Consider the following 24,734-nt stretch of genomic DNA (forward strand, 5'->3'; position numbering starts at 1 on the left):
TACGTGAAAATCCCCTCTGAGAAGGTAGGCTGAAGTCATTAGTAAGTCTATCCGGGCGTCTACCGTTAAAAGGAACACGTATGATTGTACGTTGCTAAGTGCTATTGATCGGATCAATAGAATTAGGGTGGTATCGCGGCTAACCCCGTCCCTTTCTTGGGATGGGGTTTTTTGTGTGCTTTTACAAAATTATAAAGGAGCGATATCGATGAACTCTAATGAAGGAAAAGAAACTGTTGTTCAGCGTGAGGAACACATACGCAATTATTGGGCAAAGGAAAATACCTTTAGACAATCCGTTCAATTAAGAGAAGGTAAGACACCTTTTGTATTTTATGAAGGGCCACCAACTGCAAACGGTTTGCCCCATGTTGGTCATGCATTGGGAAGAACGATTAAAGATGTAGTTGCACGATACAAAACAATGCAAGGTTTTCAAGTGGAACGAAAGGCCGGCTGGGATACACACGGACTACCTGTTGAGCTTGGTGTTGAAAAACAGCTTGGTATTTCAGGGAAACAAGAGATTGAAGACTATGGTGTCGAGCCATTTATTAAGAAATGCAAGGAAAGTGTATTTACCTATGAGAAGAAATGGCGTTCATTTACAGAGGAGTTAGGCTATTGGGTAGATATGGATAGTCCTTATATGACACTAAGCAATGAATACATGGAGAGTGTGTGGAATATTTTAAGTCAGGTTCATAAGGATGGACGGTTGTATAAGGGTCATCGTGTTTCACCATATTGCCCTAGCTGTCAAACCTCTTTAAGTTCACATGAAGTAGCTCAAGGCTACAAGGATGTAAAAGATTTATCTGCTACTGTTAAATTCAAACGCCTTGATACAGAAGAATATTTTTTAGGTTGGACGACTACTCCTTGGACATTGCCAGCAAATGTTGCGCTTGCCATGAACCCAAGCTTAACATATGTACGCGCGCAAAGAGAAAATATCATCTATATTGTTGCAAAGTCTTTAGTTGAGAATGTACTAGGTGATGGTGCCCAAGTATTAAGTGAACATAGCGGTCAAGAATTTGAAGGTGTGGCATATGAACCACCGTTTAGTTATGTAGGGGTCGAGAAAGGACATCAGGTTGTTTTAGCTGATTATGTAACTGAAAATAGTGGTACAGGGATTGTTCATATCGCACCAGCATATGGTGAAGATGACTACAAAACCGTTCAACAAAATGGTTTATCCTTTATCAATGTTGTTGATTCCCAAGGACGTTATACTTCTGATGTTACCGAACTTTCTGGTCGATTTGTGAAAGATTGTGATGTTGATATTATCAAAATGCTATCAGAACAAGGGCTGCTATATCATAAAGAAAAATATGAGCATAGCTATCCACATTGCTGGAGATGTGATTCTCCGTTGCTCTACTACGCAACTGACAGCTGGTTCATTCATATGTCAGCATTAAAGGAAAAAATGCTTGCAAACAACGAAACGGTTTCATGGTATCCCGAGCATATTAAAGACGGTCGATTTGGTAACTTCCTCGAAAATCTTGTTGATTGGAATATTAGTAGAAACAGATACTGGGGCACACCTTTAAACGTGTGGATATGCGCAGATTGTCAGCATGAAGTGGCACCTAGTAGCATTGGAGAGCTACAAAAACTTGCGACCACAACTGTATCGAATGATCTCGAGCTTCATAAGCCATATATTGACGAGATCCACTGTGTTTGCCCAACATGTAACGGCATCATGAATAGGACTCCTGAAGTCATTGATGTATGGTTTGATAGTGGTTCAATGCCATTCGCACAGTACCACTATCCATTTGGTGATAATGAAAAATTCAAATCTCAATTTCCTGCCGATGTTGTCATTGAAGGAATTGACCAGACAAGGGGATTTTTCTATAGCCTTCTTGCTGTATCTACATTATTTACTGGTCAACCACCATATAAAAATGTCTTGTCACTTGGACATGTACTTGATGAGCATGGTCAAAAAATGTCTAAAAGCAAAGGCAATGCGCTGGATCCTGTTGAACTCATCAGAGAATACGGTGCAGATTCATTACGCTGGGCCTTCTTAGTAGACAGCTCACCTTGGAATCCAAAACGCTTTTCAAAGAAGATTGTTCAAGATGCAAAATCTAAATTGGTGGATACATTAGATAACACGTATAAGTTTTATGCCATGTACGCAAAAATAGATGGATTTGTATATGATAAGAAACAAACTGGTAAGAGAACAATCCTAGACGAGTGGATTCTTTCACGCTTAAATAGTACCGTGAAGCTCGTAAATCACAATATGGATCGCTATCAATTCACTCAAGCAACACGTGAAATTGCTACATTAGTTGATGAACTTAGCAATTGGTATATACGGCGATCAAGAAATCGCTTTTGGGCCTCTGGACTTTCCGAAGATAAAGTTGGCGCCTATTCAACATTATTTGAAACACTGACAACAATCAGCCGCTTACTTGCTCCATTTGTTCCGTTTATCTCTGAACATATTCATATGAAGCTATGTCAGGAAAGTGTTCATTTACAAGAGTATCCAAAGGCTAATGAAAAAGTGATCAACCCTGATTTAGAGGCTGACATGAATACTATTTTAAAAATTGTTGAGCTTGGTCGAAGTATTCGTAATTCCAACATCATCAAGGTAAAACAGCCTTTACAAGAAATTATTGTATGGCAACATGATAATAAGAATCTATTACATGCTTATTCAGATATTATCAAGGATGAGTTAAACGTTAAAAATGTCGTATTTACCGAGGATTTATCACAATATGAATCAATTGTTTTAAAACTTAACTTTAAAACAGCAGGAGCTGCATTTGGCAAACAGGTCAATTTAGTCAAAGGCTATGTTGATCATCTAACTGATCACGAGAAGAAGATATTACTAGAAACTGATCAACTTCAAATTGAATTATTGGGGCAATTGGTGACTTTACAAAGGGAACATGTAAATGTGGAATCTGTTGTTTCTGATGGTTTTGAGAAGTCAGGCGACCAGCATTTAAAAGTACTGCTAAATTTAGAACTTACCTCACAGCTTTTAGATGAAGGTCAAATCAGGGAATTAATTAGAGCGATACAGGATACTCGAAAGAAATTGAATTTACCCGTTGAAAAATATATTTCAATCTCGTTATCAGCATCGGATAACGTTCAAGAAAAAATCCAGCGCTTTGAAGGGTTGATTAAGGAAAATGTTCTCGTGTATCAACTTAGCTTTGATGAGATAGTTGAGTCGGAACAACATATAGAAGTTGCTTTTGGTGATGAAAAGGTAGGAGTCTCGTTGAGAGACTAGGTGATTGAAAATGAACGGCACTGCAAAGTAGATTGCAGTGCCTCTTTTCTATCCTATCTTTAACTAAATTGAATTAGTAGCTGATTAAATTTGTCATGTTCTTCCCAGAAAGGTCCATGGCCACTATATTGAAATGGGACGAGCTGAGAATTTTTTATTTTTTGATGAAGCTCCTTAGCTTGTGCAAATGGAATGACTTTGTCATGAATGCCATGAATAAGCAGAGTGGGTGTGTTTATTTTCGTCAAATCTGTTTCCAACGTCTCATCCCTTAATAATTCAATGACAGAAGCGGTTGACCAACCCGCTGCCTCTAGACCCATTTGAAAAAACCATTCCGAGAACGGTCCCGTTATATACTGAAAGAAGAATTGATCTGTTACGCCCTGGATCATTTTTGGACGATCATGTAATGTCTCCTTCAGAAGCTGCTTAGCTGTCTCTGTTGTAAAGCCAGTGGGTGCTGCAGCATCAACGAGAACTAGTTTCCCTACGCCGTAACCTTTATATCGGGACATATATCGAATTGCAATCGCTCCACCTGTCGAATGACCAACAAGTGTAAAATTTTCCAATTGCAGTGCACCTACAATCGTCCGGATATCATCTGCTAATCTATTATAGTTGTAACCATCTATTGGTTTATCTGATTTTCCAAAGCCTCTCCAATCAATACCTACACAGCGGTAGCCCCTTGCTGGCAAAATATCAAACTGATATTCAAACTGCTTATGGTTCAGCGGCCAACCATGTAGAAACACGATCGTTTTACTTCCTTTTGGATTAATATCCTCTACGTACAAATTTACACCTGTCTCAACGGTAACAAAATATCCCATGCCAATTCCTCCATCAATCATTTTTTAGCATAGGATATTCATATTTGGAAACTTAGGTGTTTATCTAATTATGATGTAGCAGTGGTATTCAACATCTCAAGACGAGTATTATCAAATGCTTACAGATTAACTTGTTCTACAACCTTCTTCTTTAACCAAGCTTTTGAAATCCAACGTTTCATTGCAAATAATCCACGTACCCATTCATCAAGTCCTTGAGCAAGCCAAATTCCTAATAACCCCAAACCTAGGATGACTCCGAAGAAGTAGCTTACTAGTACTGCAACTCCCCACATGGAGATAATCCCAATTACAACAGGGAATCGTACATCTCCTACCGATTTTAATGAACCCATTAGAACGATATTCATTGCACGACCAGGTTCTATAAAGACAATTGCCCATAATACAGGAAGACCAATAGCGATAATGGCGGGGTCATCTGTAAATACAGCTAGGATCGGTTCACCAATGAGCGCAACGGCAAGTGAAGCGACTGTAGAAACAATGAAGGAGATCTTTAATGTCTTCAGCCCCCTCTTTAATGCCCTGTCATATTGTTTAGCCCCCATATAGCGAGCAACTAGAAGCTGGGTACCTTGGGCAATTGCCATCGTAAATAGGAAGCAAGCCATTGATATATTTAAAATATACACCCGCGCTGCCAACGCTTCGTCTCCAATCAATGCTACAAAGCTCGTAATCACTACTTGTGAAAATTGATAGGAAAGATTTTCTCCAGCAGATGGAACCCCGATGGAAAGAATGTCTTTCACATCCGTTTTATCAATAATAAAGAAATCTCTTATAGGTAGTTTTAAAGCGAGTATTCGATGCACCAAGTAAAGAAGCGCTAAAATAATGAAAATCCTAGCCACAATAATCGAATACGAAACCCCAGTAACACCTGTTATAGGAAGACCAAACCAACCTTTAATCGCAATAAAATAACCGATAATGCTTATTACATTCATGATAACAGTAGCTACCATTGTTTCTCTAGTATGTCCATAGCTCCGTAAAACGGCACTTAATGCTAAAGAAATAGATTCAAGGAATAGAGATATACCTGTAATCGTAAGGAAGGTGTAAGCAAAATCATAGATTTCACCACTAAGTCCGTAAAATTTTAAAAATATACCGCCAAAAGACACAACTACGAGAGTCATAGCAATTCCTACCCAGAAATTGACTCCAATTGCTGACTTTGCAAGTCTCCGTGCCCGATCTAATTTGTTCGCCCCTAAATTTTGGCCAATAAGAATAGTTGTTCCAATCGCAGTAACGTTGAATACTAAAATAAATATATTAATAATTTGATTCGCAACACCAACACCCGCAACAGCATTATCCGAATATCCGCTTAGTATTAATGTAGCAATAATCCCCATGCTCATATGAAGCGATATTTCGATGAAAAGAGGCCAAGTGATGCTAAACAGTGATTGCTCCTGGAATTTGTTTGTGTTTGTTTCTATAGACATTTTTTCTCCTTCTTTACTAAAATCAGTATGAAACCTATTTTAATACATTTCACACCAATTGAAAGAAAAAAGTTTTTTCCACACGATCCCGAAATTAGCTTATCATGGATTGATTAAGTAAATCATAACTATTCCTTTTCAAGAATAGTGCAACAAAAATATGTAACTCAAAAATATTTTATATAACTATCATACTCATTATCTATTTGCATTCCCATATTCTCGTATAATGCTTTTGCAATATGATTGTTAGGTGCAGTCTGTAACGTGACAAATCTTGCCTTTTCACTTTCACAAAACTGAAAGGCTTTTTGCATAAGTGCTATTCCTGCACCTTTCCCCCTACAAGTTGGATCAACAAATAAATCGTTTAGAATATATGCTCGTTGCATGCTGACAGAAGAAAATGTTGGGTATAACTGCACAAATCCGACTGCTTTTTCCCCTACATATGCAATAAAGATATGGGATTCATTATTAAGAATTCTTGCTTGGATAAACTTTTTTGCTCCCTCTTCATCACTTGGCTGTTTATAAAACATTCGATATGCATTAAATAATGAGCTGATTTCATTAATACAACTGATATTTCCCTTCACAATTTTCATACGTCAATCCCCTTTTGAAAAAAATATATTTTTTAAAGCAGAATCGATATACTGATTAATCTGATTCATTACCTTCCTCAGCTAAATTCTCTTTCCTTTCCAATTCAGAGGCTCCCGTTTCTTCACTTTTCCTATTCGGCATTTCCTTCGCTTCACTTTCGTGTATTTCAAATAATTGAATAAACTCGTTAATTACCATATCAATTGCTTTTAATTCACCGACTAAAATCTGATGGATGGATTTAAATTCTGGTTCTTCTAATTGTTGCTTAATGGTTGAACGCTTTAGATTCATCATCTCTAAAAAAGCAATTGCCCTCCCGCGGCGAAATGTTTTTGGTCCTCGTGAACCACGGTCTTTCCCTCTATAACGCTCACCACGATGATGTCCCTCTTTCTTAACATCCTTAAATGTTTCCTCTCTCATTTTCATCTCTCCTTCTTTGTATACATTTGTATACAACAATTTGTTTAATTGATTGTATAGGGTTGGATACGAAATGTCAATGTGAATGAAGAGGGGTTACACAAATAATACTGTAACTTATTCAGAAGCGAATTCATCTATTATGTATGTTGCAAGCAGAGATTGTATTCAATACTACTGTGGCTATTTATTGATTCAGCAATTATAAGTGAAATTTATAAAAGAAAAGAGGGAAAATGATGAACATCACATACAATCAAGAGAGATCGAAGCTTATAAAAAGGGTGGGAATCTGCTAAAATGTTCGCTAATGAATTAGGTGCAGAGGTCGATGGAGGTGCAATCTGGTTTGCGGTATAGCCTGATGATAAATACGGAATTAGTGCGATATACACGATGCCTTCCCCATAATAAGGTTATCTGGCATTCAAACTATCAAGTTTGTATAAGCAAACTTGATAGTTCAAGACCAGAGCAATTCTATAGCTGAAATTTGCGAACCATTCTATTTAATTCTTCGGCTAATTTAGAAAGGTCATTTGAACTTCGTGCTACTTCATCCATTGAACTGCTTGTTTGTTGAATAGATGCAGATGTCTGCTCAATCCCAGCAGCAGATTCTTCAGCTGTTGCAGCAATTTCTTGAATTGAACTTTCCATCTCTCTACTATTAGCTGCAATGTGTAAGAAGTTTTTTGAAATACTTTCGACATTATGGACCATTTCTATTATGTAATGATTTATTTCATTAAAAGTTGAGTGTGTCATTTTAATTTGACTCGTACCTTGCTCCACTTCTTTGTATCCACTTTTTAAGGAATCTGTAACCACTGAAACTTCGTTTTGCATACTGTTCACGATTGAAGTAATATCTGTCAGTGATGCAGCAGTTTGTTCTGCCAATTTCCTTACTTCATCTGCTACAACAGAAAAACCTCTTCCATGTTCTCCAGCTCTTGCTGCTTCAATCGCCGCATTTAATGCCAATAAATTGGTTTGTTCTGCAATTTCCCTAATAACCAATATTAAGTTTGATATACTCTTAGAATGATGATTTAAATTTTCTACTTTCTGAACTGAATCCTGCATAATCTGATTAATTGTAATCATTTGATTCGTCGAGGATTCCATTAATTGGCTGCCTTCACGTGTCATATCAATGACTTTATTCGTTTTCTCTTGTATTCGTTCTCCGTTTTCATTCGCTTCTTGTACCTTCATAGAGAAGCTCGTCATAGCTGAAGACAAATTACTTGAGTTAGTAGCTTGATTTTCTGATCCTGCTGCTATTTCCTGCATGGTCACTGCAATCTGTTCTGCACCGGTCAATACTTCATTTGCAGATTGGGTTAATTCTTCACTCTGGCTGGTTACTGTTTCAGATACACTATTTATTTGCTTTAACAAATTCTTCATATGTGTGGCCATCTTATTTGTAGATGCTACCAGCTTTCCTACCTCATCATCTGACTTTGACTGTAAGGGTTCTTTTGACAAATCCCCTTGGGCAATTATATCCATTTGATTCATGACCATTCGGATTGGATTCGATATCCTTATGGAAAGAACGACTCCTGTAATACCAGAAATGATTGCTACTAATAGACTTAGAGTAAAGACAAGTGTTAAGCTCGACTTTGCATCATTTTGAATTCCCTTTTCTTCTTCATCTGTGATTTCTTGTAACCATTTGTACATAGCATTCATTTCATTTACCATTGTGGAGTGGAGAGGAACTATCTCTTCCAATCCTCTATCAAGTGCTGTTTGCTTATCAGTATTGACTAATGCCATAATCGGCTCAGCTACTTGCTGTAATTGGTTATTATATTTTGCAATTGAGTCAAATTTATCTTTCGATTCTTGTGTCGCTGATATTTTTTTCCCAGTATCTATTAACTGGTTAATCGTTACATCGGATTGCTTGAAATCATTTAGATACTTATTATCACCATATAGCATATATGCTCGATAATAGCCAATCTCCAACGATATTTCGTTTTGAATTGTTATTGTAATTGCCTTCAAATCGGATACTGGACCCACTAGATTATTATAGGAATCTATTGTTTTTTTCATAGTATTTGAGGTCATGAGCGATATACCACCAAAAATAAGAGATATAGCAAGAAAGGATATAATTAATCTTTGTTTAATTGAAAGTTTCATTTACTTGTTCCTCCACGAAGTTCATTCAGGTGTTGTCATTTAAATTGTGCATTGTAATACTATATATAGATTATTAGATACAAGGAACCTTTAAATTGAAGTTGTTTCTCTTTTGGATTTTAGCCATTTCCTCAAATTCTTGACCTAACATTTCTAGCGCATCTTCTAACCACCTTTGTCTACTTAACTCTTTCGAAATACCATCTTGACCAACTACTTCTTCAATCATTTGTAAGTTTTGAACAAATTCTTCTCGGCGTACAGGTTTACTAAACAAATATCCTTGTGCTTTATTACATAGACTCTGTTGCAGAAAAATTAATTGCTCTGTTGTTTCAACTCCTTCTGCGATGACTTCTAATTTTAGCTGGTGAGCCATAGCAATTATTGTTTTTACTATCGTTGCATCCTTTGAATCAGATGTACATACACGAACAAATGACTGGTCAATTTTGATAATATCAATAGGAAACTCTTTCAAATAAGATAAGGAACTATATCCAGTTCCAAAATCATCTAAACTAAGTAAGACTCCAAGCTTTTTTAATTCTTTTACGATAGGGAGAACATGCTGTACATCCATCATCATACTCTCGGTTATCTCTAATTCCAAATACCTAGCGTCAAGTTGAGTCTCCCCTAATATACCTTTAACCATCTCAACCAAACCTACTTGATACAGTTGAGGAGCTGATAAATTAACTGCTATTATCATTGGCGGTAACCCTGAATCTTGCCATGCTTTATTTTGCATACAAGCTGTTCGGAGTACCCATTCACCTATCGGTAGTATTAAACCCGTTTCTTCAGCTACGGGAATAAATTCCGAAGGGGGGATCAACCCTTTTATTGGATGTTCCCAACGTATCAGTGCCTCAATCCCCGTTACCTTTCCTGATACCAAATCGAGTTTAGGCTGATAAAACAGGCGAAATTCCCCTTTTTCTAATGCAATGTTTAATTCCTTTCTTAATTGTGTTTTAGAATTATGTAGTGTACTCATGTTATCTCCATTTCAAAATCCAATAATAAAAGCTCTGCATTAATTTTATAAAAATGTAATTTAAGAATCGCTAGTAAGTAAGTATTAGAGGCGTACACCCAAGATGACCATTTTGTTCATTTGTTCACATGCAATCATTATATAGTCCAAAGTACTCATTTTTCAATGATAATGATCACTTTTCAAAAAAAGTGAGGTATTCCGTCACTATCATACGAAAAACCTCACTTTATATTTTCAAGTCCACTCACATTTCAAGACTTTTGACCTACATGAAAATCAACTTCCTAACTGACGAAACACAATTATAATTAAGACTCCGATTAGGACGCCATAAATTGTACTAATCCAGAAAGGTTTTTTAGGCTTTTTATCCGTATTTTCCACACCATCCACATCCTTTCGATACATATTTTAGCTAAGAATTTTCTTTATTTATCAAATCTACGTCTTCCATAAATGATAAAAGTGACTACTAATGTGACAATACACCATGCTAAGAGAATGAGCAGACTCCCTCCAATAGTTGTAATGCCACCTCCGTTATTTAATTCAAGCCAGGCTTTACTTAACTGATTATCAGGTAAAAAGCTTAGTACTTTTAAAATAGCTTCATTTTCAATCATTGTTCGAAACAGGGAGCTCATTCCGAAAATAATCATCACAGGCATTCCAACAATTGTTGTTTCCATTACAGTTCTTGATACCAACCCAAGAGTCGTTCCAATCGCAATGAAAATGACTAAGCTCAAAAGAATCAGTAATGAAAATAAGCCAATCTGTGGAATTTTAATATTACTAAAGTAGGCAGAGCCAATAATAACAACGACAGTCAACATAGCTGTTAATGCGCTTTTTCCAACTAATATTTCCATCGTACTAGCCGGTGAAAGTATTAAGCCCCTTAATGTATTCTTTTCTTTCTCTTCTGCAACCATCGCAGCCTGTACAAAACACCCAGCAATAACTATTGCTAAAGTAATTGGCATTAATTGAAGGCCAATGTCATCAATACCTTCTCGGCCTAACCAAGCAGCAAGTACTAATGGCATCGCTAATGTAAATATCATATATGAATTTTTATATAAATCCTTCCAGTCCTTTAGAAATATTGCTTGTATGCGTTTGAATGAAAATGTCATGATAACGACCTCCCAGTTAATTGTAAAAAGATATCTCCTAATGATGGTTCATTTGAATGGATTGATAAAACCTGATCATTTTTTAAATATTGATAGATCTGTTCTGCACCTTCCCCATTTTTATCTACAACAAGTGTTTGATTTCCTTTTAATACGAGCTTAATGGTCGAATCACCGAATTGCATACTTAAATTTTTAGGTGTATCAAGCAGTTTTATTTCTCCTTCATGAAGGAATGCCACACGATCACAAAGCTTCTCTGCCTCCTGCATGTCATGTGTTGTTAAAAAAATAGTCGTTCCCTCTTGGTTCAACTTTTTTAACCCAGCATGGATGTGCATCGTGTTGACGGGATCTAATGCAGATGTTGGTTCATCTAAAAACAGTAAATCTGGTTTATGTAATATCGCCCTGGCCAACGTTACTCTTTGCTTCATTCCTTTTGATAGTTTTTGGACGGCAGTCTTTTTTTCATCTACTAGATTCACTGTCTCCAGTACCTCATCAATACGTGATACATTTATTTCATATAACTTACAGTAAAGTGCAAGATTATCATAAATAGTAAGCCGTTCATAAAGGCCACTATTATCTGTTAAAATACCAATTCGTTTCATATAGGAGGGATCCTTCACCTTTGAAAGCTTCTCACCAAAAACAGTAATTTCGCCAGCAGTATGTTGTAATTGTGATGTTAATATTTTTATTGTTGTCGTTTTTCCAGATCCGCTTGGACCTAAAAATCCGAAAGTTTCACCTTTTTTCACATTGAATGTTGCATCTTTTAATGCAATTTTGTTTCCAAATGATTTCACTAAATTTTCCACTTCAACAATATTTTCCATTTCACAGCTCCCTTTCACCTAATGGATGTTCCATTTTTGTTTTCTGGTCTCAGTTTAGCTGATCCATTCAACAAACGCAGTAATATCAAGGTGAAAAGAGTATTTTTCCTGGTGAATGGAGCATGATTAGAGGTGAATGGAGCATGATTTCGGCTGGAAATTACAACATACCTCTCACAATATCCTTCTAGATTCCGATAATTTCTTTCAACTCATTTAAATTCCCCTTCGATAGTGGAACCGAACTTTTCTTCGAATCTTCTAAAATCAAACTATAGCTATTTCGCGTCCAAGTAATAACTTCTTTAACCTTCTGTAGATTTACAATATAGGAACGATGGCACCGAAAAAAGCCAAATGGGGATAGACGATCAAATAATTCATTCATTGTATATGTACATGGGAAGATTTCACCTTTTACATGTAAATTCGATACCCCATCATTACTTTCGATATAGTCGATCTCAGTTGGATCTAATAAAATAATCTTATCATTTACCTTTGCTGGAATTTTTTCAAAACGGAATGGTTTTGGTTCATTAGGTGTCTTCTTTATCACATCTTCCTTTTCAGATTCAGTAATTTCTTCATTATCTACCTGTTTATCATCTTCTGATAATACATCTATTTCTTTTAATCCATCTTCTCGAAGTCGATATACAGAATTCGACATTAAAATGGCATTTTCAAGATTACTTGTAGTAATTAATACTGTCTTCCCATTATTCGTTAAATCCTTAATGATGTTTTGAATAATAAATATGCTCTCAATATCCACGTTTTGAATTGGTTCTTCTACGATCACAAGGTCAGGATCATGGACGATTGCTCGTCCAATCTGAAGACGCTTTTTTTCAGAGAATGATAGCTTTGCAATCCTTTTATTTTCTGTTAACCCGATCTGCCTCAATACCTCATTTACATCAATCTTCACTTCGTATAGCCTTTTAAAAAATGTTAAATACTCTAACGGAGTAAGCCTTTCATATAAGGCATCATCGATCAAGACAAGTCCTACCCTTTTACTAAGCTCTTTATAGGATTTACGTTTCTCCCCCAAAAAATAAATCTCTCCTCCTGATTGAGCAGACTTTCCAATTAATATATGAATCAATTCAGTGCTTACCTCAACATTACATTGAATCGCAACAACTTCACCATTATGCAGTTCCAAATCAAATGGTAAAAATAATAATGAATTGCCCTTTCTTTTCTCTAGTTGTTTTATACATAAGACACTCATCAAACAATCTCTCCATTTCTGTCAAATAAATCCTATCTATTAATCGTAAACAATATTTTACCAAAATTGGATTCAGCTTAGTAGTTTAAAAGGAACTGTTTATTAAGGTGGATAAAAAAACTGGACCCACTTTGGATCCAGCTTGATCTTATTAGAAGAACATCTCCCTCAATGTACGAGATTACACCCACCACATTCCGGAAACACGTTCCTCAATTAAGACTGATTTTAAATTATCAACTGCTCTTTTAAAGCCTTCGTTAATTGACATAATTGGGTCTTCATGTTCAATGCTGACGACATGGTCGTAGCCATGAATACGAAGTGCACTCATCATATCAGACCATTCCTTTAAGCTATGACCGCAGCCCACAGATCGAAACGTCCAGGCACGTGTACGAATCTCACCATATGGCTGCATATCCGTTAAACCATACATGTTCACATTTTCCTGATCGATATAAGTGTCTTTCGCATGGAAGTGGTGAATTGCGTTTTCCTTAGCCAAAATCTTAATTGCTGCAACCGGATCAATCCCTTGCCACCATAGATGACTTGGGTCCAAATTGGCACCAATCGCATCACATGTTTCCTGGCGCAATTTCAAAAGTGTGTATGGTGTATGTACTAGAAAGCCGCCGTGAAGCTCAAGACCAATCTTCACATTATGCTCCTTGGCAAATAAGCCAACTTCCTTCCAATAAGGAATAAGCTTCTCTTCCCATTGCCACTTTAACACGTCACCGTATTCATTCGGCCATGCAGTAACAGGCCAGTTCGGATATTTTGCTCCTTCATGGTCGCCTGCAGTGCCTGAGAAAGCGTTCACGACAGGCACCCCCATTAGGGAAGCAAGCCTTATTGTTTTTAAAAGTGTATCGTTGGAACTGGCCGCAAACTCTTTATCTGGGGAAATGGGGTTGCCATGACAGCTGAATGCACTGATGATTAATCCTCTTTCCTTCACCTTTTCCATATATCGCTGTCTTGCTTCTTCACTTTCCAATAACCCATCTAAATCACAATGATTGTTCCCTGGGTAACCACCTGTTCCAATCTCAACGGCATGCAACCCAGCTTCCTTTACATGATCTAACATCTCTTCAAATGATTTTTCAGCGAATAATACTGTAAAAACTCCTAGTTTCATACTAAAATCCCCTTTCAATTACTGTCTTGGTAGATTTGATCAATAATCCTTGAGACTTGAAGTGCTTCCTCAGGCTTTACAATTAGTTCATCTAGCCCCTTACAGGCATCAATAAAGTTTCGCGCCTGTGGCAGATCCTGATTATCCTCACCTGGAAGCCATGCTGGCTCACTGTTTAATAGCATTCCACTTTTCGTGGTATACAGCTCAAATGGGAATACACTTAAACCACCGTCTACTCCTGAAATACTGACGTTTGCATAGTCGTCTTTAATATTCGCAGCCCATGAACTTTCAAACAGCATCGATGCTCCATTTTCAAATTTGATATAGGCAGTGACATGATCATCGACATTAAAGGTTTCATGATCAAAGGTACCCCATTGGTTTACCTGATTTGGTATTTTGCTTAATGTATTATATGTAGTCCCTAGTACTGCCTTTTCCTTCGGATTGCCCATCAGCCAAAGAGCTAAATCCATTAAGTGACAACCAAAATCAATCAGACTGCCGCCACCTTGAAGATCTTTATTTGTAAAAACACCCCAGCCAGGTACTTTGCGTCATCTTAAAGCTTGAACTCTCACTACCAAAGGAGTTCCTACTTCATCCATAACGTTTTTGGCTGCTTGGGCTTCTTTCATAAACCGATAATGATAAGCAATCGCTAATACTTTTCCCGCCTTATTAGCAGCAGCGATCATCGCCTCACATTCTTCAGCACTAAGTGCCATCGGCTTCTCACATAGAACATGGACACCCGCTGCAAAAGCAGCAATTGTAATTTCAGCATGGAACTTATTGGGTGTACATATACATACTGCTTCCACCTTTGGAAAAAGGTGTTGATAGTTCTCAAAAACAAAAGGAATCTTATGCTTTTCAGCTACTTCTTTTGCCCGCTCGATATTTACATCACTGACAGCTATCATTTCACATTCATCACTTAACTCTAAAAAAGCAGGGATATGCCTTGCCTGTGCAATACCGCCAACTCCGATGATTCCGACGCGAAGTTTTTTCATCACTTCTTCACTCTCACAATTTGCTTTGTTTCATTTGATTCAAGCGCCGCTAAAATAACCTGTAATGACTTCATTCCTTCCTCACCTGGTACTGACGGTTCAATGTCATTCTTAATCGAATCGACAAACTTCCTAATAACTTGGGAATTATTTTGACCACCTTCAGCATTTGATTGTATTTTTCCAAGCTCATATTTTATTATTTCTCCGTTCGTATACTGTGCGACCAATGAATAGGTTGGGTCATCCTCTAATCGAAGGATTGCTTTTTCTCCATAAATAATTGTAGAATTATCTTCTTTGCTGACATATGCCCAGCTTGCAGCGAGTGTCCCGATGGCACCGCTTTCAGTTTTCAAGACACAAACCGCATTATCATCTACATTAGCAAAGTCTTTTGCATTCGTTTCCACAAATGAACCGACTTCAACGATTTCTTCACCTAACACATATCGAAGTAAATCTGCTTTGTGGACACCCAAATCACCCATTGCCCCAACGAATGCTTTTTCCTTGTTGAAAAACCAACTCTCTTTTCCGTCCACACTCCAGCTTTCCGGACCGCCGTGGCCGAATGAAGTCCGAAAACTATATATTTTACCGATTTCTCCACTTTGAATGAGCTGACGAGCTTTTTGATGGGATGGCACAAAACGTTGATTATGGCCTATCATTAACTTTTTCCCATTTGCGTTTGCTGCAGCAATCATTGCTTCCGCTTCTTCTTTCGAAGTTGCCATTGGTTTTTCGCAAAGCACATGTAAGCCCGCTTCCAATGCGGCAATCGAAATCGGTGCATGAAGATAATTAGGCGTACAAACACTGACTGCATCTACCTTACCGCTATTCAGTAATGTTTCATAGCTCGTATATGCATGAGCCCCGTATTTTTCAGCTATCTCATTTGCTCGCACCAAGTTACGATCACATACCGCAGTAAGTTCCACATTTTTATTTGCTACATATTCAGGTAAATGACGATGCTGAGCAATACTGCCGCAGCCAATTACACCAACTCTAATTTTCTCCATTATCTCTTTCCTCCTTTTTGAACATGCACTAAAAGAAAAATTAATAAACTGTGTACGTTAAGTATACACAGTCTACCTGTTAACGAAAATCCTTCTATTATCACTTACTTGGATTAGAAGCATTTTTTTATTTTCATTGCAACACATGCTTTATGTAGTCACCTGTTTAAAGGTTTGGACGAATAACCCATCACCTTCCAGCCATTCTGCAATAAAGACATTTCGATAATCGGCAACTCCTTTTGCTTGAAGTTGGAGTGTTAACCACTCTTCGTCACGTCCTAGTTCAACTAATTCGTCTTTTAATAATTCTCCATCCCTTATAATCGTTACTGGAACATAAACAGATTTGGGTGGAAGATTAAGATCTTCTTGTTGGGCCTTTTGTTTCGGTGACTTTTTTAGAATGCTAAGGGATCCATTTGCTTCCAAATAACAATAGGCAACCTCGCGGATTGAAAATGTTTCCGATTGACGTAAAAGACTTTGTAGCTGATTCAAGTTCATGTGATTTTTCTTTAATTGGTCTCTGTTCACAACACCATTTCGGATTAATACGGATGGTTTTCCTTCGAAAATCAAACGTAGCTTCAAAAATTTCTGTCCAAGAATTTCAACCGTAAATAAAAGCAGGCCCCACAAGGTCACCGAATAGATGATATGAGTAATGGATACTTTATCATCATATAGGGCATTTCCAAGTAGTTCTCCTAATACAATTGAAGCAATAAATGTAAACGGTGTAACTTGGTTTATTATTTTTTTACCAAGTATCTTTACAATTACAAATAGGAGGAAGAATCCTACAATTAGTTCAACAGTTAAATAAGATAGTTTCATCCTCTCACCTGACCCTCCACTAAAAATTTGCTAAAAAGACAGCGAAAAAAATCTTTAGCACCAAGCTTCTATCATTTTCGACTAAATGTATTATTCATATACCCTTGATAAGACATCCGACGACAACTTTACTTATATGTGCTCTTACCATTGGTGGGAATACTGTGTTGTTTTATTGGTTAGCTCTGATAAACTGTCGATTCATTCCATCTGCTGATAAGGTTGCCCACTTCACAACTCCATCAACGACCATAGTTGGATTACCTTCTCCATTAGGGTCTTGCTCTGTTTTTAAATTCCCTTGATCAAACATATTTACTAATATGCCATGATTTTTTTCTTCCAAGGCCACCGTTCTCATTAATCCTTCCAAACCTGCTTAGGTATCGGAATATCTTCCGGTATTTCCTAATCAAGAGGATCGTCATAACCTAACTCCTCAAGTGTACTTTCTTCTCTAAGACTGTTACTTCAGCCTCTTGAATCATCGCTTTACCTAGCTGCGTTTAACTTATATATGTATTATTAAGAGAAAGGTTTCAAAAAAAAGCAACACACACTTATTCCATCAAGTGGGACTCGACAGAATTTATGTTTCTAGTGTTTCCCTTGAAAATAGTCATATATTACTATTTTCCGTTATTTAAACCATATAATCCTAATAGTGTGTATAATGAGGGTAATTGATATTTAAATAATAAAGAAGGGAAGGTATTGAGTTAATGAAAAGATCTTTGGTACTAGCCTTATCTTTGACTGCATTTTCCTTATTTGGACTAGGTACAGTTGAAGCAAGTTCTTTACACCAAGAAAATGAAGATAAGTTCAATGCTATTTTAAAGGCACACAATTTAACAAACGAAGAATTTAGAGATTTGGGTAGCCGTTATTTCAACGAACACGGTGTTTTAGTAGTTCAATTTAAAGAGAAACCTTCAACTAAAATTGTTTCAAGTTTGTATGCTGATTTTGCCGATGAAAAGAATATAATTATTGAAAGTGTCCGATTTTCCGAGATTGAACTTTATGCAATTCAAGATGAATTTGTTGAAAAGACCAAACATTTGAATCTATCAAAGTATACTAAAATTGCCATGAATGAAGAGCATAATGGTCTTACATTACAAACACCTACTCTTAATGATGAGCAAAAGCAACAAATAATAGAACTATATAATGACTATGGAGAAAGATTTATAGAGTTTGATATCGATCCAAAATATGAATTTATACCAAAACCTCTCTCAAAGGCTCCAAGCACCACTGTTATAGAACCGAATTTTGGTAATACCTTAACAACACAAACAAGATTCTCTGATTTCAGTGAATTAGGTGCTGGGATTGGACTAAAGCTTCCTAGCGGTAGTTCTTGTACTATCGGTGGTATTGGACATAAAGGATCTGATTATTTTATAATTACCGCAGGTCACTGTTTGACTAATGAAAATGGATTTTTTCGTCAATACAACGCTGCTGTGGGCGAGCGCCATTTAGAAAGTGGACCTTTTGATTTTGGATTAGTGAGAATCACCCAGTCTGGAAATCTTCCAAATGGCAGATGGGCGACAAATATGTTATTTAGGGAAACTTCAAAAGGGAACTAACTTCTAATAGCGTATTTGCAGGCCATGGTGATAGTGGAGGTCCTGTTTTTAATGAAAACAATGAACTAATAGGATTAATTAGCCAACTGGGCGATTTAGAGGGAACTGGAAGAGTCATTTATAATACTCACCTTATAGATGCTGCCAATTATTACGGTGTAAGTGTCTATACAGCTAATACTGCTTTTAAAATTAGATAAATAGATAAAAAGAATCCTAAAAGAATTCTCAGGCTGTCGGGAAACCCTCGATAGTCTATTATTTTATTTAAATATTTTAACAGATCAACGCAGTGAGTATCTATGTTAAAATCAAGAGAATTTACTAAAAATAAATACTTCAACAATTTCTTGATATACAAAGAAAAAGGAACGAAATCATATGAGATTCGCTCCTTCTGTCTTTTGTAAAACTATGCTTCTTTCAATTCAGGCTTTCCTGCTTCTACTAGTACATTGTTTCGACCTAAGAAAATAGCTAGTATAATGATGAATGCTCCCGTTCCTATTAAGAGCCATTCGATTTTGATGAAATCTGCAATTGGACCGAATATAAGCATCCCAAGTGGCATCATCGAGGTTGATATCATCCCCATTACACCAAAAACCCTACCTAAATAATCTTCTTCGATTCTCTCCTGTAATAAAACGGTAGCAGGTGTATTAAAGATAGGCATTGCGACTCCGAAAAAGGCCATGAAGGCTAAATATACCCAAAAAATCGGAACGATACCGAGTGCAAATGTACAAACCCCCATAATAATACTTGCAAAGCCCATCGTTTTTACTTTATTTTGAAAGCCTCCCCAAGTAGCGATAATCCCACCACCGACCATCATTCCAATGGAAAAGGCAATTTCTATAGCAGTCAGTCGCCACACATCGTCACCAAAGGTACGTGTTACCTGTAGTGGAGTCAAAAATGCTGCTGGCGCCATTAAAACAAAAAAGACTGCAAAGAAAATGAAGAATTGCTTTAGAAAACCGTGGTTATTCACATATTGTAAGCCTTGTTTGAAATCGTTAAAATAGCTTGTTTGTTGCTTTTCTGCTGCCTTCTCATGTACAGAGATTTTTAAAAAGGCAAGCAAAGTTACAATTGCAATCGCAGCTGTAATCACATCAATAAAAAAGATGATCTCAATTGAAGCTAATGATAACAGGGCCGCACTAACCATCGGTGATACGAACATAATAACTGCTTGAATACTTCCATTTGCTCCATTCACCTTCGTCAGATTTTCCTTTGGAACAATTTGCGGTAAAATTGCACCAACAGCCGGTGTTTGAATTCCAGTACCAAAAGCACGGATCGCTGCCATCACAAACAGCAGCCAAATCGCATCAAAACCCATTAAAAAGAGTATAGCAAGGATTAGTGTAGCCGTTGCAATGAGTCCGTCTGCTAATACAATTAGCATTTTTCGATTGTATCGATCTGCCCAAACCCCTGCCACAGGTGACAATATAAAGGTCGGAATAAAACCACAAATGATATACAACGTCATCATCAAACCGGATTCCGTTGTTAACGTAATATGCCACATTATTGCATATTGAACCAGAGACGATCCAAAAAGTGATATCGTCTGACTGCTTAAAAAGAGAATAATATTTTTCAACCAATTCTCCTTAAGATTGTTAGTTTGTATGTTCATTAATTAACAACTCATTTCTAATCAATTTTTTTCAAAAATAGGCTTCACCTACATTTATGAACATCGTACCAATCCTTATTCATATTTTTTTAAAGACAACAAAAAAAGAGGGAAAATTCATCCCCTCTTTTCAAATAACCGTTACATATAGGTTTCCTTAAAAATAGACAGACCAATCCCGTTGCTCTAAACGTAGGTAGAGCATTCAAACGTATTCAATTAACGATTGAAAGTGGGAATCTTAATCTCATTGATGCTGTCAACAGGAAAACCTCCATTTCATAAATAATTAATTTAATAATAGCAAAATATTCGCTTCTATACAATCATCTTTAATTTTTAAATGATATTAATTATAAATACCAACGCGACAACTAATAGGCCTATCAAAACAACCCACCATCTTATTTTTACTTTTTTTAATAACCGATCAACCACGAAAAAAAGAATTGCAGCTGCCAAACTAAATAATAAAAACACTAAACCGAAAAAACAATGAAATACAAAGGAGGTAATTTCACGGGCATAAGTTGAAGTGAAAATCTTATTACTTATCCAATCACTGATGGAGGAGGTAATTACACCATATGTAATTACAAGTATGAAGCTCATATAGAATAAATTTAAAAATAGATTTAAATCAAAAACATTAGGTATTGAAAAAATGATTGCAAATAGAAAACAACTAAGAATTGCCGTTACTATTTTTCTCTTTAAAATAATTGCCATTCGTTCTCTCCCTTTCACCTATCCGAATTTTCCTTGGTGATAAGTAATAACAATTATACAGAATTATGCGAGGAAAAAGAAGACCTTTCATTGACTCAACCATTGCTCAATAACAAAAGCGGAGGATTGGATCCCCCGCTTTTGTAGTACAGATACATACAGGTGTTTACTCATTTTAGTTTTTAAAAATATATGCCAAATCAATCCGGAAACCTTCAAGCAATTTGGATGTAACTTCACCTTTATCTATTTGCATGTCATGTTGTTCATACATATTTTTATCATTGAGGGCGTATACCGATACTGCATCCAACATCGGATTAACAATCCAATACTCCTTGACACCGTAATTCATATAGAGATTTAACTTTGTAATCAGATCATGCGACTGATTGGAAGGACTTAAGATTTCAATGATTAGGTCGGGTACCCCAACATATCTAGCCTCTGTAAAGCCACTTTTATTACATATAATACTGATATCTGGTATCACAATTTTGGTTCCTTCTAAAACTTCATTCCTCAATTCAATATCATATGGTGCATGAAACAACTCACAAGGCTTTCCTTCAAGAAAATTTACGAGTTTGAACTCTAGGTTTCTGGTTATTCTTTGATGTTTTGTTGAAGGTGATGGTGACATATAGACAAATCCATCAATATATTCAAGCAGCACATCGGAGTTTTCTCGAATTTGAAAGTATTCGTCTAATGTCATGGAATCATTACGGTATAGATGCATTTTATCCCCTCCCATAGCTTCACTATGCTTTACTCACTTCTCACGCATATCTCAAATTCAAATTTAGCTTTCTATACAAAATCTAGACTCTTAGTGAGCCGCGGAATCCTCTAGCTCCATAGTAGGAGTCTGCTCCATTGTGGTACACAAAGACAGTGTCATAACGACAATCACAGAAGATAGCCCCACCGAGTTTTCTAATATTGGCAGGTGTTTGCACCCAACTCGACGTTTTCATATCAAAATTCCCAAGATTCTGTAGCTCTCTGTATTGTTCTTCCGTTAAAATCTCGATGCCCATATCTGCAGCCATATCCATCGCACTATTCTCTGGCTTATGTTTTTTCCTTGACTCCAGTGCTTCACGGTCGTAACAAACACTTCTGCGACCTTTAGGACTTTCTGCTGAACAATCATAAAAAATGTACTCATCCGTCTTTTGATCATATCCAATAACATCCGGTTCACCGCCGGTTATTTCCATTTCGCTAATCGACCATAGTTTATCTGGATTCGCATCTAGCTTTGCTTGGACTTTAGCCCATTCAATATCTTTATGGCGGTGCATATTTTTCTCGAAACGAAATTTTAATATTCTGAGTAGATCTTCACGATCTTGTGTTGGCTCCTTTTTATCACTTACTGTCATGTTACTTCCCCCTTATTGGTTATGGTCTTTAACTCTCTTTTCCATCAATTCTGCCATTTGATTCGAATTAGGATTTCCTTCATGTTGTAATTGATTAATGATGTTACGATAATCCGTTTCATTTCGATTCTGACTTAATTTATATGCAGCTTGTATTTCCTGTATTTTAATCTTAAATCCAATAATACCTTTGATTTGTTTTTTAGTTTGTGGAGAAAGGCTTTCCCATAATACTGGATACTTACGATGTCCTTCGTATTTTTGTAATAATAATATAAGGTCTTCCTCCAGCTCTTGTTCACTCATTATACTAGCTGTTCCATATATATGGACAGATTGGTAATTCCATGTTGGTACATTTTCGTGTGCATACCAAGATGATGAGATGTAAGCATGTGAACCTTGATACATAACGAGGACATTATCATTTTCTGCCTCGAACGTTTTCCATTGAGGATTCGCATAAGCCATATGGCCGGTTATGTAATAATCATCTCCTTGTTTATGTAACTCCAACGGTAAATGAGTAGCAAGAGGTTTTCCCTTTTCTGTTGTGACTAGTGTACCAAAAGAGTTATTTTGAACAAAATCCATAATTTCATTAACATCGGTGACCTTAAAGTATTTAGGAATATACATCATGAACCACCTTTCAAAAAATATGAGTGTTTTAGTGCCTCAAATTTAGATTATGCATTTGAACCTATCCAAACATTTTTGCCAATTACAACTGGAGAGGGGGATGTTGTGTTTCTATTTATTTTTTTGATATCTTTAATAGAGGCGGAGCTACTGCTGCTGTTACAATTGCAGCAAGCATTGCTTCAACAACTCCATTTGTAAAAAATACGGTTAAAACCGCTTTAAAAATGGCACCCGTGCTGTTTGCGTTCATAGCCTGAGCATAAGCATCCTGAAATAATAATGAAATGGAACCCATCACTAAAAAGGTATGTATAAAAGTTGTTAGTAGCCCGGTTAGAAATAAAGCTGATTTCTGATTGGACCTTTCCTTTGTTTTAGATTTATGAATAGCTTTAAAAATATAGAAAGGGATCAAACCAACTATTACTCTTGGAACGATTGCAATAAATAGTGCCCAAAAACTACCCTGGCTTGTTCCTAAAACAGGAATTGCTGGAGAAAATGCAAAGGATAATAATGTTGGAGCGATTGTATTTGATACAATGCTAGTAATTCCAAACACAAATCCTAGGAAAGAACCTATTTTGGGCCCTAAAATAATGGAAGCTATAATTATTGGAATATGAATGATAGTCGCTTTAATTATACCTAAATGTAGGAATCCAAATGGCGTGAAGGCACATAAAAGTATAATAGATAAAAAAATAGTAGTTAACGTAAATTCTTTTATTTTCAAGTTCTAACCCCTTTGTCGATTTAATTGAAGTTATCATTAATAGTCTAACTGACGGAGATACAATAGGATTTCATTTTCATTTAGCTTTATAAACTTATATTTACTGATTTGGCTTTCAATTTTCTTTTTATCATCATCTTTATTAATGAATAAATCTGCTATTTGGAGCATTACTTTTGCCAAAACAGTTACTAGTCCAGCAGAACCTAATTCCAAACCTAATGTTTCTGTATCTGAGAGTTGTGACTTAGCTAATTCATCTATTTCTTTTTTGTATTCACCTTTGATTAGAATATACGATTCTTTATTTTTAAATGCGAATAATAATTCTTCAGCATTAAAAACTTCAAAGTAAGCATTTTCGTTCTCTAATAGCAATAATTCATCTAGCACAGTTCCTTCACTTTTTTCTACTGTTTTTGCTATTGCTTGAAGTGTTTTAACTGAATAACTGCTGACACTTTTTTTGTTAACACTTGAGAGCATTTGCTGACTTATTCCAGTTTGTTTGAATACATCGTATCGTTTTTTACCATTCCTTTGTAAATAAATATCCAATAGGCTCATTTCAAAATCCCCTTCTTTAGTAAAATGTTTTTTACTAAATATTTTTTTACTTAATTATATTTTAGTATAAAAATAAAAAATTGCAAATGTTTTTTTGTTCATTTACAATTCGTTAAGTTTACAAAAAAAAGGCGATTCCACATTGGGGAATCAACCTTAGAAGGATCCACTTGAATTCAATCAAATGCGCCTTGGCGTATTTGCGCCCAGATTTTTTCGAGCTTGCTCGAAAAGCTTCCTTTAAAAATCTGAGGCATCCGCCGGAGGCTTTAACTTTATTCAGTGGGGGTTTAAACCC

Annotated in this window: 22 protein-coding genes, 2 pseudogenes and 1 other annotated feature (1 of these 25 only partly in view); of the genes and pseudogenes, 3 read left to right on the forward strand and 21 right to left on the reverse strand. The window is 36.3% G+C overall.

Translation table 11 applies throughout. The annotated features are described in order from the left end of the window. Nucleotides 1-156, forward strand: a binding site (T-box leader) (it extends 83 nt beyond the left edge of the window). 52 nt (nt 157-208) lie between these two features. Continuing rightward, on the forward strand, nt 209-3,301 hold the full coding sequence (gene ileS / locus MJG50_RS08135; protein WP_240254514.1) for an isoleucine--tRNA ligase: 3,093 nt from the start codon (nt 209-211) through the stop codon (nt 3,299-3,301). A gap of 59 nt (nt 3,302-3,360) precedes the next feature. On the opposite strand, the gene MJG50_RS08140 is transcribed toward ileS, so the two are convergent. The 14 genes and pseudogenes from MJG50_RS08140 to MJG50_RS08205 form a co-directional block, all read right to left on the reverse strand. Beyond that, entirely contained in the window at nt 3,361-4,140 is a 780-nt protein-coding gene (locus MJG50_RS08140) for an alpha/beta fold hydrolase (RefSeq protein WP_240254516.1), read from the reverse strand. 119 nt (nt 4,141-4,259) lie between these two features. Next, nucleotides 4,260-5,624 (reverse strand): MATE family efflux transporter, encoded by a 1,365-nt coding sequence (locus MJG50_RS08145; protein WP_240254518.1) that lies wholly within the window; start codon nt 5,622-5,624, stop codon nt 4,260-4,262. A 167-nt stretch (nt 5,625-5,791) separates the two neighbouring features. After that, nucleotides 5,792-6,232: a GNAT family N-acetyltransferase gene (locus MJG50_RS08150; RefSeq protein WP_240254520.1), complete on the reverse strand. Its 441-nt coding sequence runs from the start codon at nt 6,230-6,232 to the stop codon at nt 5,792-5,794. 55 nt (nt 6,233-6,287) lie between these two features. Continuing rightward, a complete protein-coding gene (locus tag MJG50_RS08155; RefSeq protein ID WP_240254522.1) occupies nt 6,288-6,659 on the reverse strand; it encodes a hypothetical protein in 372 nt (123 codons plus the stop codon). 480 nt (nt 6,660-7,139) lie between these two features. Beyond that, entirely contained in the window at nt 7,140-8,828 is a 1,689-nt protein-coding gene (locus MJG50_RS08160) for a methyl-accepting chemotaxis protein (protein ID WP_240254524.1), read from the reverse strand. Between the two features lie 73 nt (nt 8,829-8,901). Continuing rightward, nucleotides 8,902-9,831: a putative bifunctional diguanylate cyclase/phosphodiesterase gene (locus tag MJG50_RS08165; protein WP_240254526.1), complete on the reverse strand. Its 930-nt coding sequence runs from the start codon at nt 9,829-9,831 to the stop codon at nt 8,902-8,904. A 431-nt stretch (nt 9,832-10,262) separates the two neighbouring features. After that, nucleotides 10,263-10,973: an ABC transporter permease gene (locus tag MJG50_RS08170; protein ID WP_240254528.1), complete on the reverse strand. Its 711-nt coding sequence runs from the start codon at nt 10,971-10,973 to the stop codon at nt 10,263-10,265. Then, the gene (locus MJG50_RS08175) at nt 10,970-11,818 is read right to left on the reverse strand and encodes an ABC transporter ATP-binding protein (protein ID WP_240254529.1); all 849 of its coding nucleotides are present in this window, start codon (nt 11,816-11,818) and stop codon (nt 10,970-10,972) included. The genes MJG50_RS08170 and MJG50_RS08175 overlap by 4 nt, the downstream gene beginning before the upstream one ends. A 187-nt stretch (nt 11,819-12,005) precedes the next feature. After that, nucleotides 12,006-13,061, reverse strand: coding sequence for a LytTR family transcriptional regulator DNA-binding domain-containing protein (locus MJG50_RS08180; RefSeq protein ID WP_240254531.1), 1,056 nt, complete (start codon nt 13,059-13,061; stop codon nt 12,006-12,008). A gap of 181 nt (nt 13,062-13,242) precedes the next feature. After that, on the reverse strand, nt 13,243-14,211 hold the full coding sequence (locus MJG50_RS08185; protein WP_240254533.1) for a sugar phosphate isomerase/epimerase family protein: 969 nt from the start codon (nt 14,209-14,211) through the stop codon (nt 13,243-13,245). A 14-nt stretch (nt 14,212-14,225) separates the two neighbouring features. Beyond that, a pseudogene (locus tag MJG50_RS08190) lies at nt 14,226-15,236 on the reverse strand (Gfo/Idh/MocA family protein). Next, nucleotides 15,236-16,267: a Gfo/Idh/MocA family protein gene (locus tag MJG50_RS08195; RefSeq protein ID WP_240254541.1), complete on the reverse strand. Its 1,032-nt coding sequence runs from the start codon at nt 16,265-16,267 to the stop codon at nt 15,236-15,238. The pseudogene MJG50_RS08190 and the gene MJG50_RS08195 overlap by 1 nt, the downstream one beginning before the upstream one ends. A gap of 150 nt (nt 16,268-16,417) precedes the next feature. Then, complete coding sequence (locus MJG50_RS08200) at nt 16,418-17,107, reverse strand: DUF421 domain-containing protein (protein ID WP_240254543.1); 690 nt, start codon at nt 17,105-17,107, stop codon at nt 16,418-16,420. Between the two features lie 172 nt (nt 17,108-17,279). Then, a complete protein-coding gene (locus tag MJG50_RS08205) occupies nt 17,280-17,453 on the reverse strand; it encodes a hypothetical protein (RefSeq protein ID WP_240254545.1) in 174 nt (57 codons plus the stop codon). Nucleotides 17,454-17,829: 376 nt separating this feature from the next. On the opposite strand from MJG50_RS08205, the gene MJG50_RS08210 reads away from it, so the two are divergent. Together MJG50_RS08210 and MJG50_RS22380 are read left to right on the forward strand one after the other, a co-directional pair. Beyond that, on the forward strand, nt 17,830-18,711 hold the full coding sequence (locus tag MJG50_RS08210) for a S1 family peptidase (RefSeq protein WP_240254546.1): 882 nt from the start codon (nt 17,830-17,832) through the stop codon (nt 18,709-18,711). 38 nt (nt 18,712-18,749) lie between these two features. Further along, nucleotides 18,750-18,911 (forward strand): annotated as a pseudogene (locus tag MJG50_RS22380) (hypothetical protein); the annotation flags it as partial. Nucleotides 18,912-19,123: 212 nt separating this feature from the next. Here the strand turns inward: MJG50_RS22380 and MJG50_RS08215 are convergent. From MJG50_RS08215 to MJG50_RS08245, 7 genes are all read right to left on the reverse strand, one after another. Beyond that, nucleotides 19,124-20,368: an MFS transporter gene (locus tag MJG50_RS08215; RefSeq protein WP_240254548.1), complete on the reverse strand. Its 1,245-nt coding sequence runs from the start codon at nt 20,366-20,368 to the stop codon at nt 19,124-19,126. Between the two features lie 339 nt (nt 20,369-20,707). Continuing rightward, entirely contained in the window at nt 20,708-21,097 is a 390-nt protein-coding gene (locus MJG50_RS08220; RefSeq protein WP_240254550.1) for a hypothetical protein, read from the reverse strand. A 175-nt stretch (nt 21,098-21,272) separates the two neighbouring features. Then, on the reverse strand, nt 21,273-21,839 hold the full coding sequence (locus MJG50_RS08225; protein WP_240254552.1) for a Uma2 family endonuclease: 567 nt from the start codon (nt 21,837-21,839) through the stop codon (nt 21,273-21,275). 82 nt (nt 21,840-21,921) lie between these two features. Continuing rightward, entirely contained in the window at nt 21,922-22,488 is a 567-nt protein-coding gene (locus MJG50_RS08230; RefSeq protein WP_240254554.1) for a DUF4256 domain-containing protein, read from the reverse strand. A 12-nt stretch (nt 22,489-22,500) separates the two neighbouring features. Then, nucleotides 22,501-23,127: an FMN-binding negative transcriptional regulator gene (locus tag MJG50_RS08235; protein WP_240254556.1), complete on the reverse strand. Its 627-nt coding sequence runs from the start codon at nt 23,125-23,127 to the stop codon at nt 22,501-22,503. Nucleotides 23,128-23,245: 118 nt separating this feature from the next. After that, nucleotides 23,246-23,869: an ECF transporter S component gene (locus MJG50_RS08240; protein ID WP_240254558.1), complete on the reverse strand. Its 624-nt coding sequence runs from the start codon at nt 23,867-23,869 to the stop codon at nt 23,246-23,248. A gap of 36 nt (nt 23,870-23,905) precedes the next feature. After that, a complete protein-coding gene (locus MJG50_RS08245; RefSeq protein ID WP_240254560.1) occupies nt 23,906-24,436 on the reverse strand; it encodes a hypothetical protein in 531 nt (176 codons plus the stop codon). Nucleotides 24,437-24,734 lie beyond the last annotated feature (298 nt).

It is taken from the genome of Fredinandcohnia quinoae, from assembly GCF_022427965.1.
Taxonomy (GTDB): Bacteria; Bacillota; Bacilli; order Bacillales; family Bacillaceae_L; genus Ferdinandcohnia; species Ferdinandcohnia quinoae.

Bases quoted from the DNA above. Each gene is read 5' to 3' on its own strand.
- MJG50_RS08170 (WP_240254528.1), bottom strand. From the start codon at position 10,973: ATGACATTTTCATTCAAACGCATACAAGCAATATTTCTAAAGGACTGG.
- MJG50_RS08160 (WP_240254524.1), bottom strand. From the start codon at position 8,828: ATGAAACTTTCAATTAAACAAAGATTAATTATATCCTTTCTTGCTATA.
- MJG50_RS08225 (WP_240254552.1), bottom strand. From the start codon at position 21,839: ATGCATCTATACCGTAATGATTCCATGACATTAGACGAATACTTTCAA.
- MJG50_RS08165 (WP_240254526.1), bottom strand. From the start codon at position 9,831: ATGAGTACACTACATAATTCTAAAACACAATTAAGAAAGGAATTAAAC.
- MJG50_RS08215 (WP_240254548.1), bottom strand. From the start codon at position 20,368: ATGAACATACAAACTAACAATCTTAAGGAGAATTGGTTGAAAAATATT.
- MJG50_RS08145 (WP_240254518.1), bottom strand. From the start codon at position 5,624: ATGTCTATAGAAACAAACACAAACAAATTCCAGGAGCAATCACTGTTT.
- MJG50_RS08185 (WP_240254533.1), bottom strand. From the start codon at position 14,211: ATGAAACTAGGAGTTTTTACAGTATTATTCGCTGAAAAATCATTTGAA.
- MJG50_RS08155 (WP_240254522.1), bottom strand. From the start codon at position 6,659: ATGAGAGAGGAAACATTTAAGGATGTTAAGAAAGAGGGACATCATCGT.
- MJG50_RS08210 (WP_240254546.1), top strand. From the start codon at position 17,830: ATGAAAAGATCTTTGGTACTAGCCTTATCTTTGACTGCATTTTCCTTA.
- MJG50_RS08220 (WP_240254550.1), bottom strand. From the start codon at position 21,097: ATGGCAATTATTTTAAAGAGAAAAATAGTAACGGCAATTCTTAGTTGT.
- MJG50_RS08175 (WP_240254529.1), bottom strand. From the start codon at position 11,818: ATGGAAAATATTGTTGAAGTGGAAAATTTAGTGAAATCATTTGGAAAC.
- MJG50_RS08230 (WP_240254554.1), bottom strand. From the start codon at position 22,488: ATGACAGTAAGTGATAAAAAGGAGCCAACACAAGATCGTGAAGATCTA.
- MJG50_RS08195 (WP_240254541.1), bottom strand. From the start codon at position 16,267: ATGGAGAAAATTAGAGTTGGTGTAATTGGCTGCGGCAGTATTGCTCAG.
- MJG50_RS08140 (WP_240254516.1), bottom strand. From the start codon at position 4,140: ATGGGATATTTTGTTACCGTTGAGACAGGTGTAAATTTGTACGTAGAG.
- MJG50_RS08180 (WP_240254531.1), bottom strand. From the start codon at position 13,061: ATGAGTGTCTTATGTATAAAACAACTAGAGAAAAGAAAGGGCAATTCA.
- MJG50_RS08200 (WP_240254543.1), bottom strand. From the start codon at position 17,107: ATGAAACTATCTTATTTAACTGTTGAACTAATTGTAGGATTCTTCCTC.
- MJG50_RS08235 (WP_240254556.1), bottom strand. From the start codon at position 23,127: ATGTATATTCCTAAATACTTTAAGGTCACCGATGTTAATGAAATTATG.
- MJG50_RS08245 (WP_240254560.1), bottom strand. From the start codon at position 24,436: ATGAGCCTATTGGATATTTATTTACAAAGGAATGGTAAAAAACGATAC.
- ileS (WP_240254514.1), top strand. From the start codon at position 209: ATGAACTCTAATGAAGGAAAAGAAACTGTTGTTCAGCGTGAGGAACAC.
- MJG50_RS08150 (WP_240254520.1), bottom strand. From the start codon at position 6,232: ATGAAAATTGTGAAGGGAAATATCAGTTGTATTAATGAAATCAGCTCA.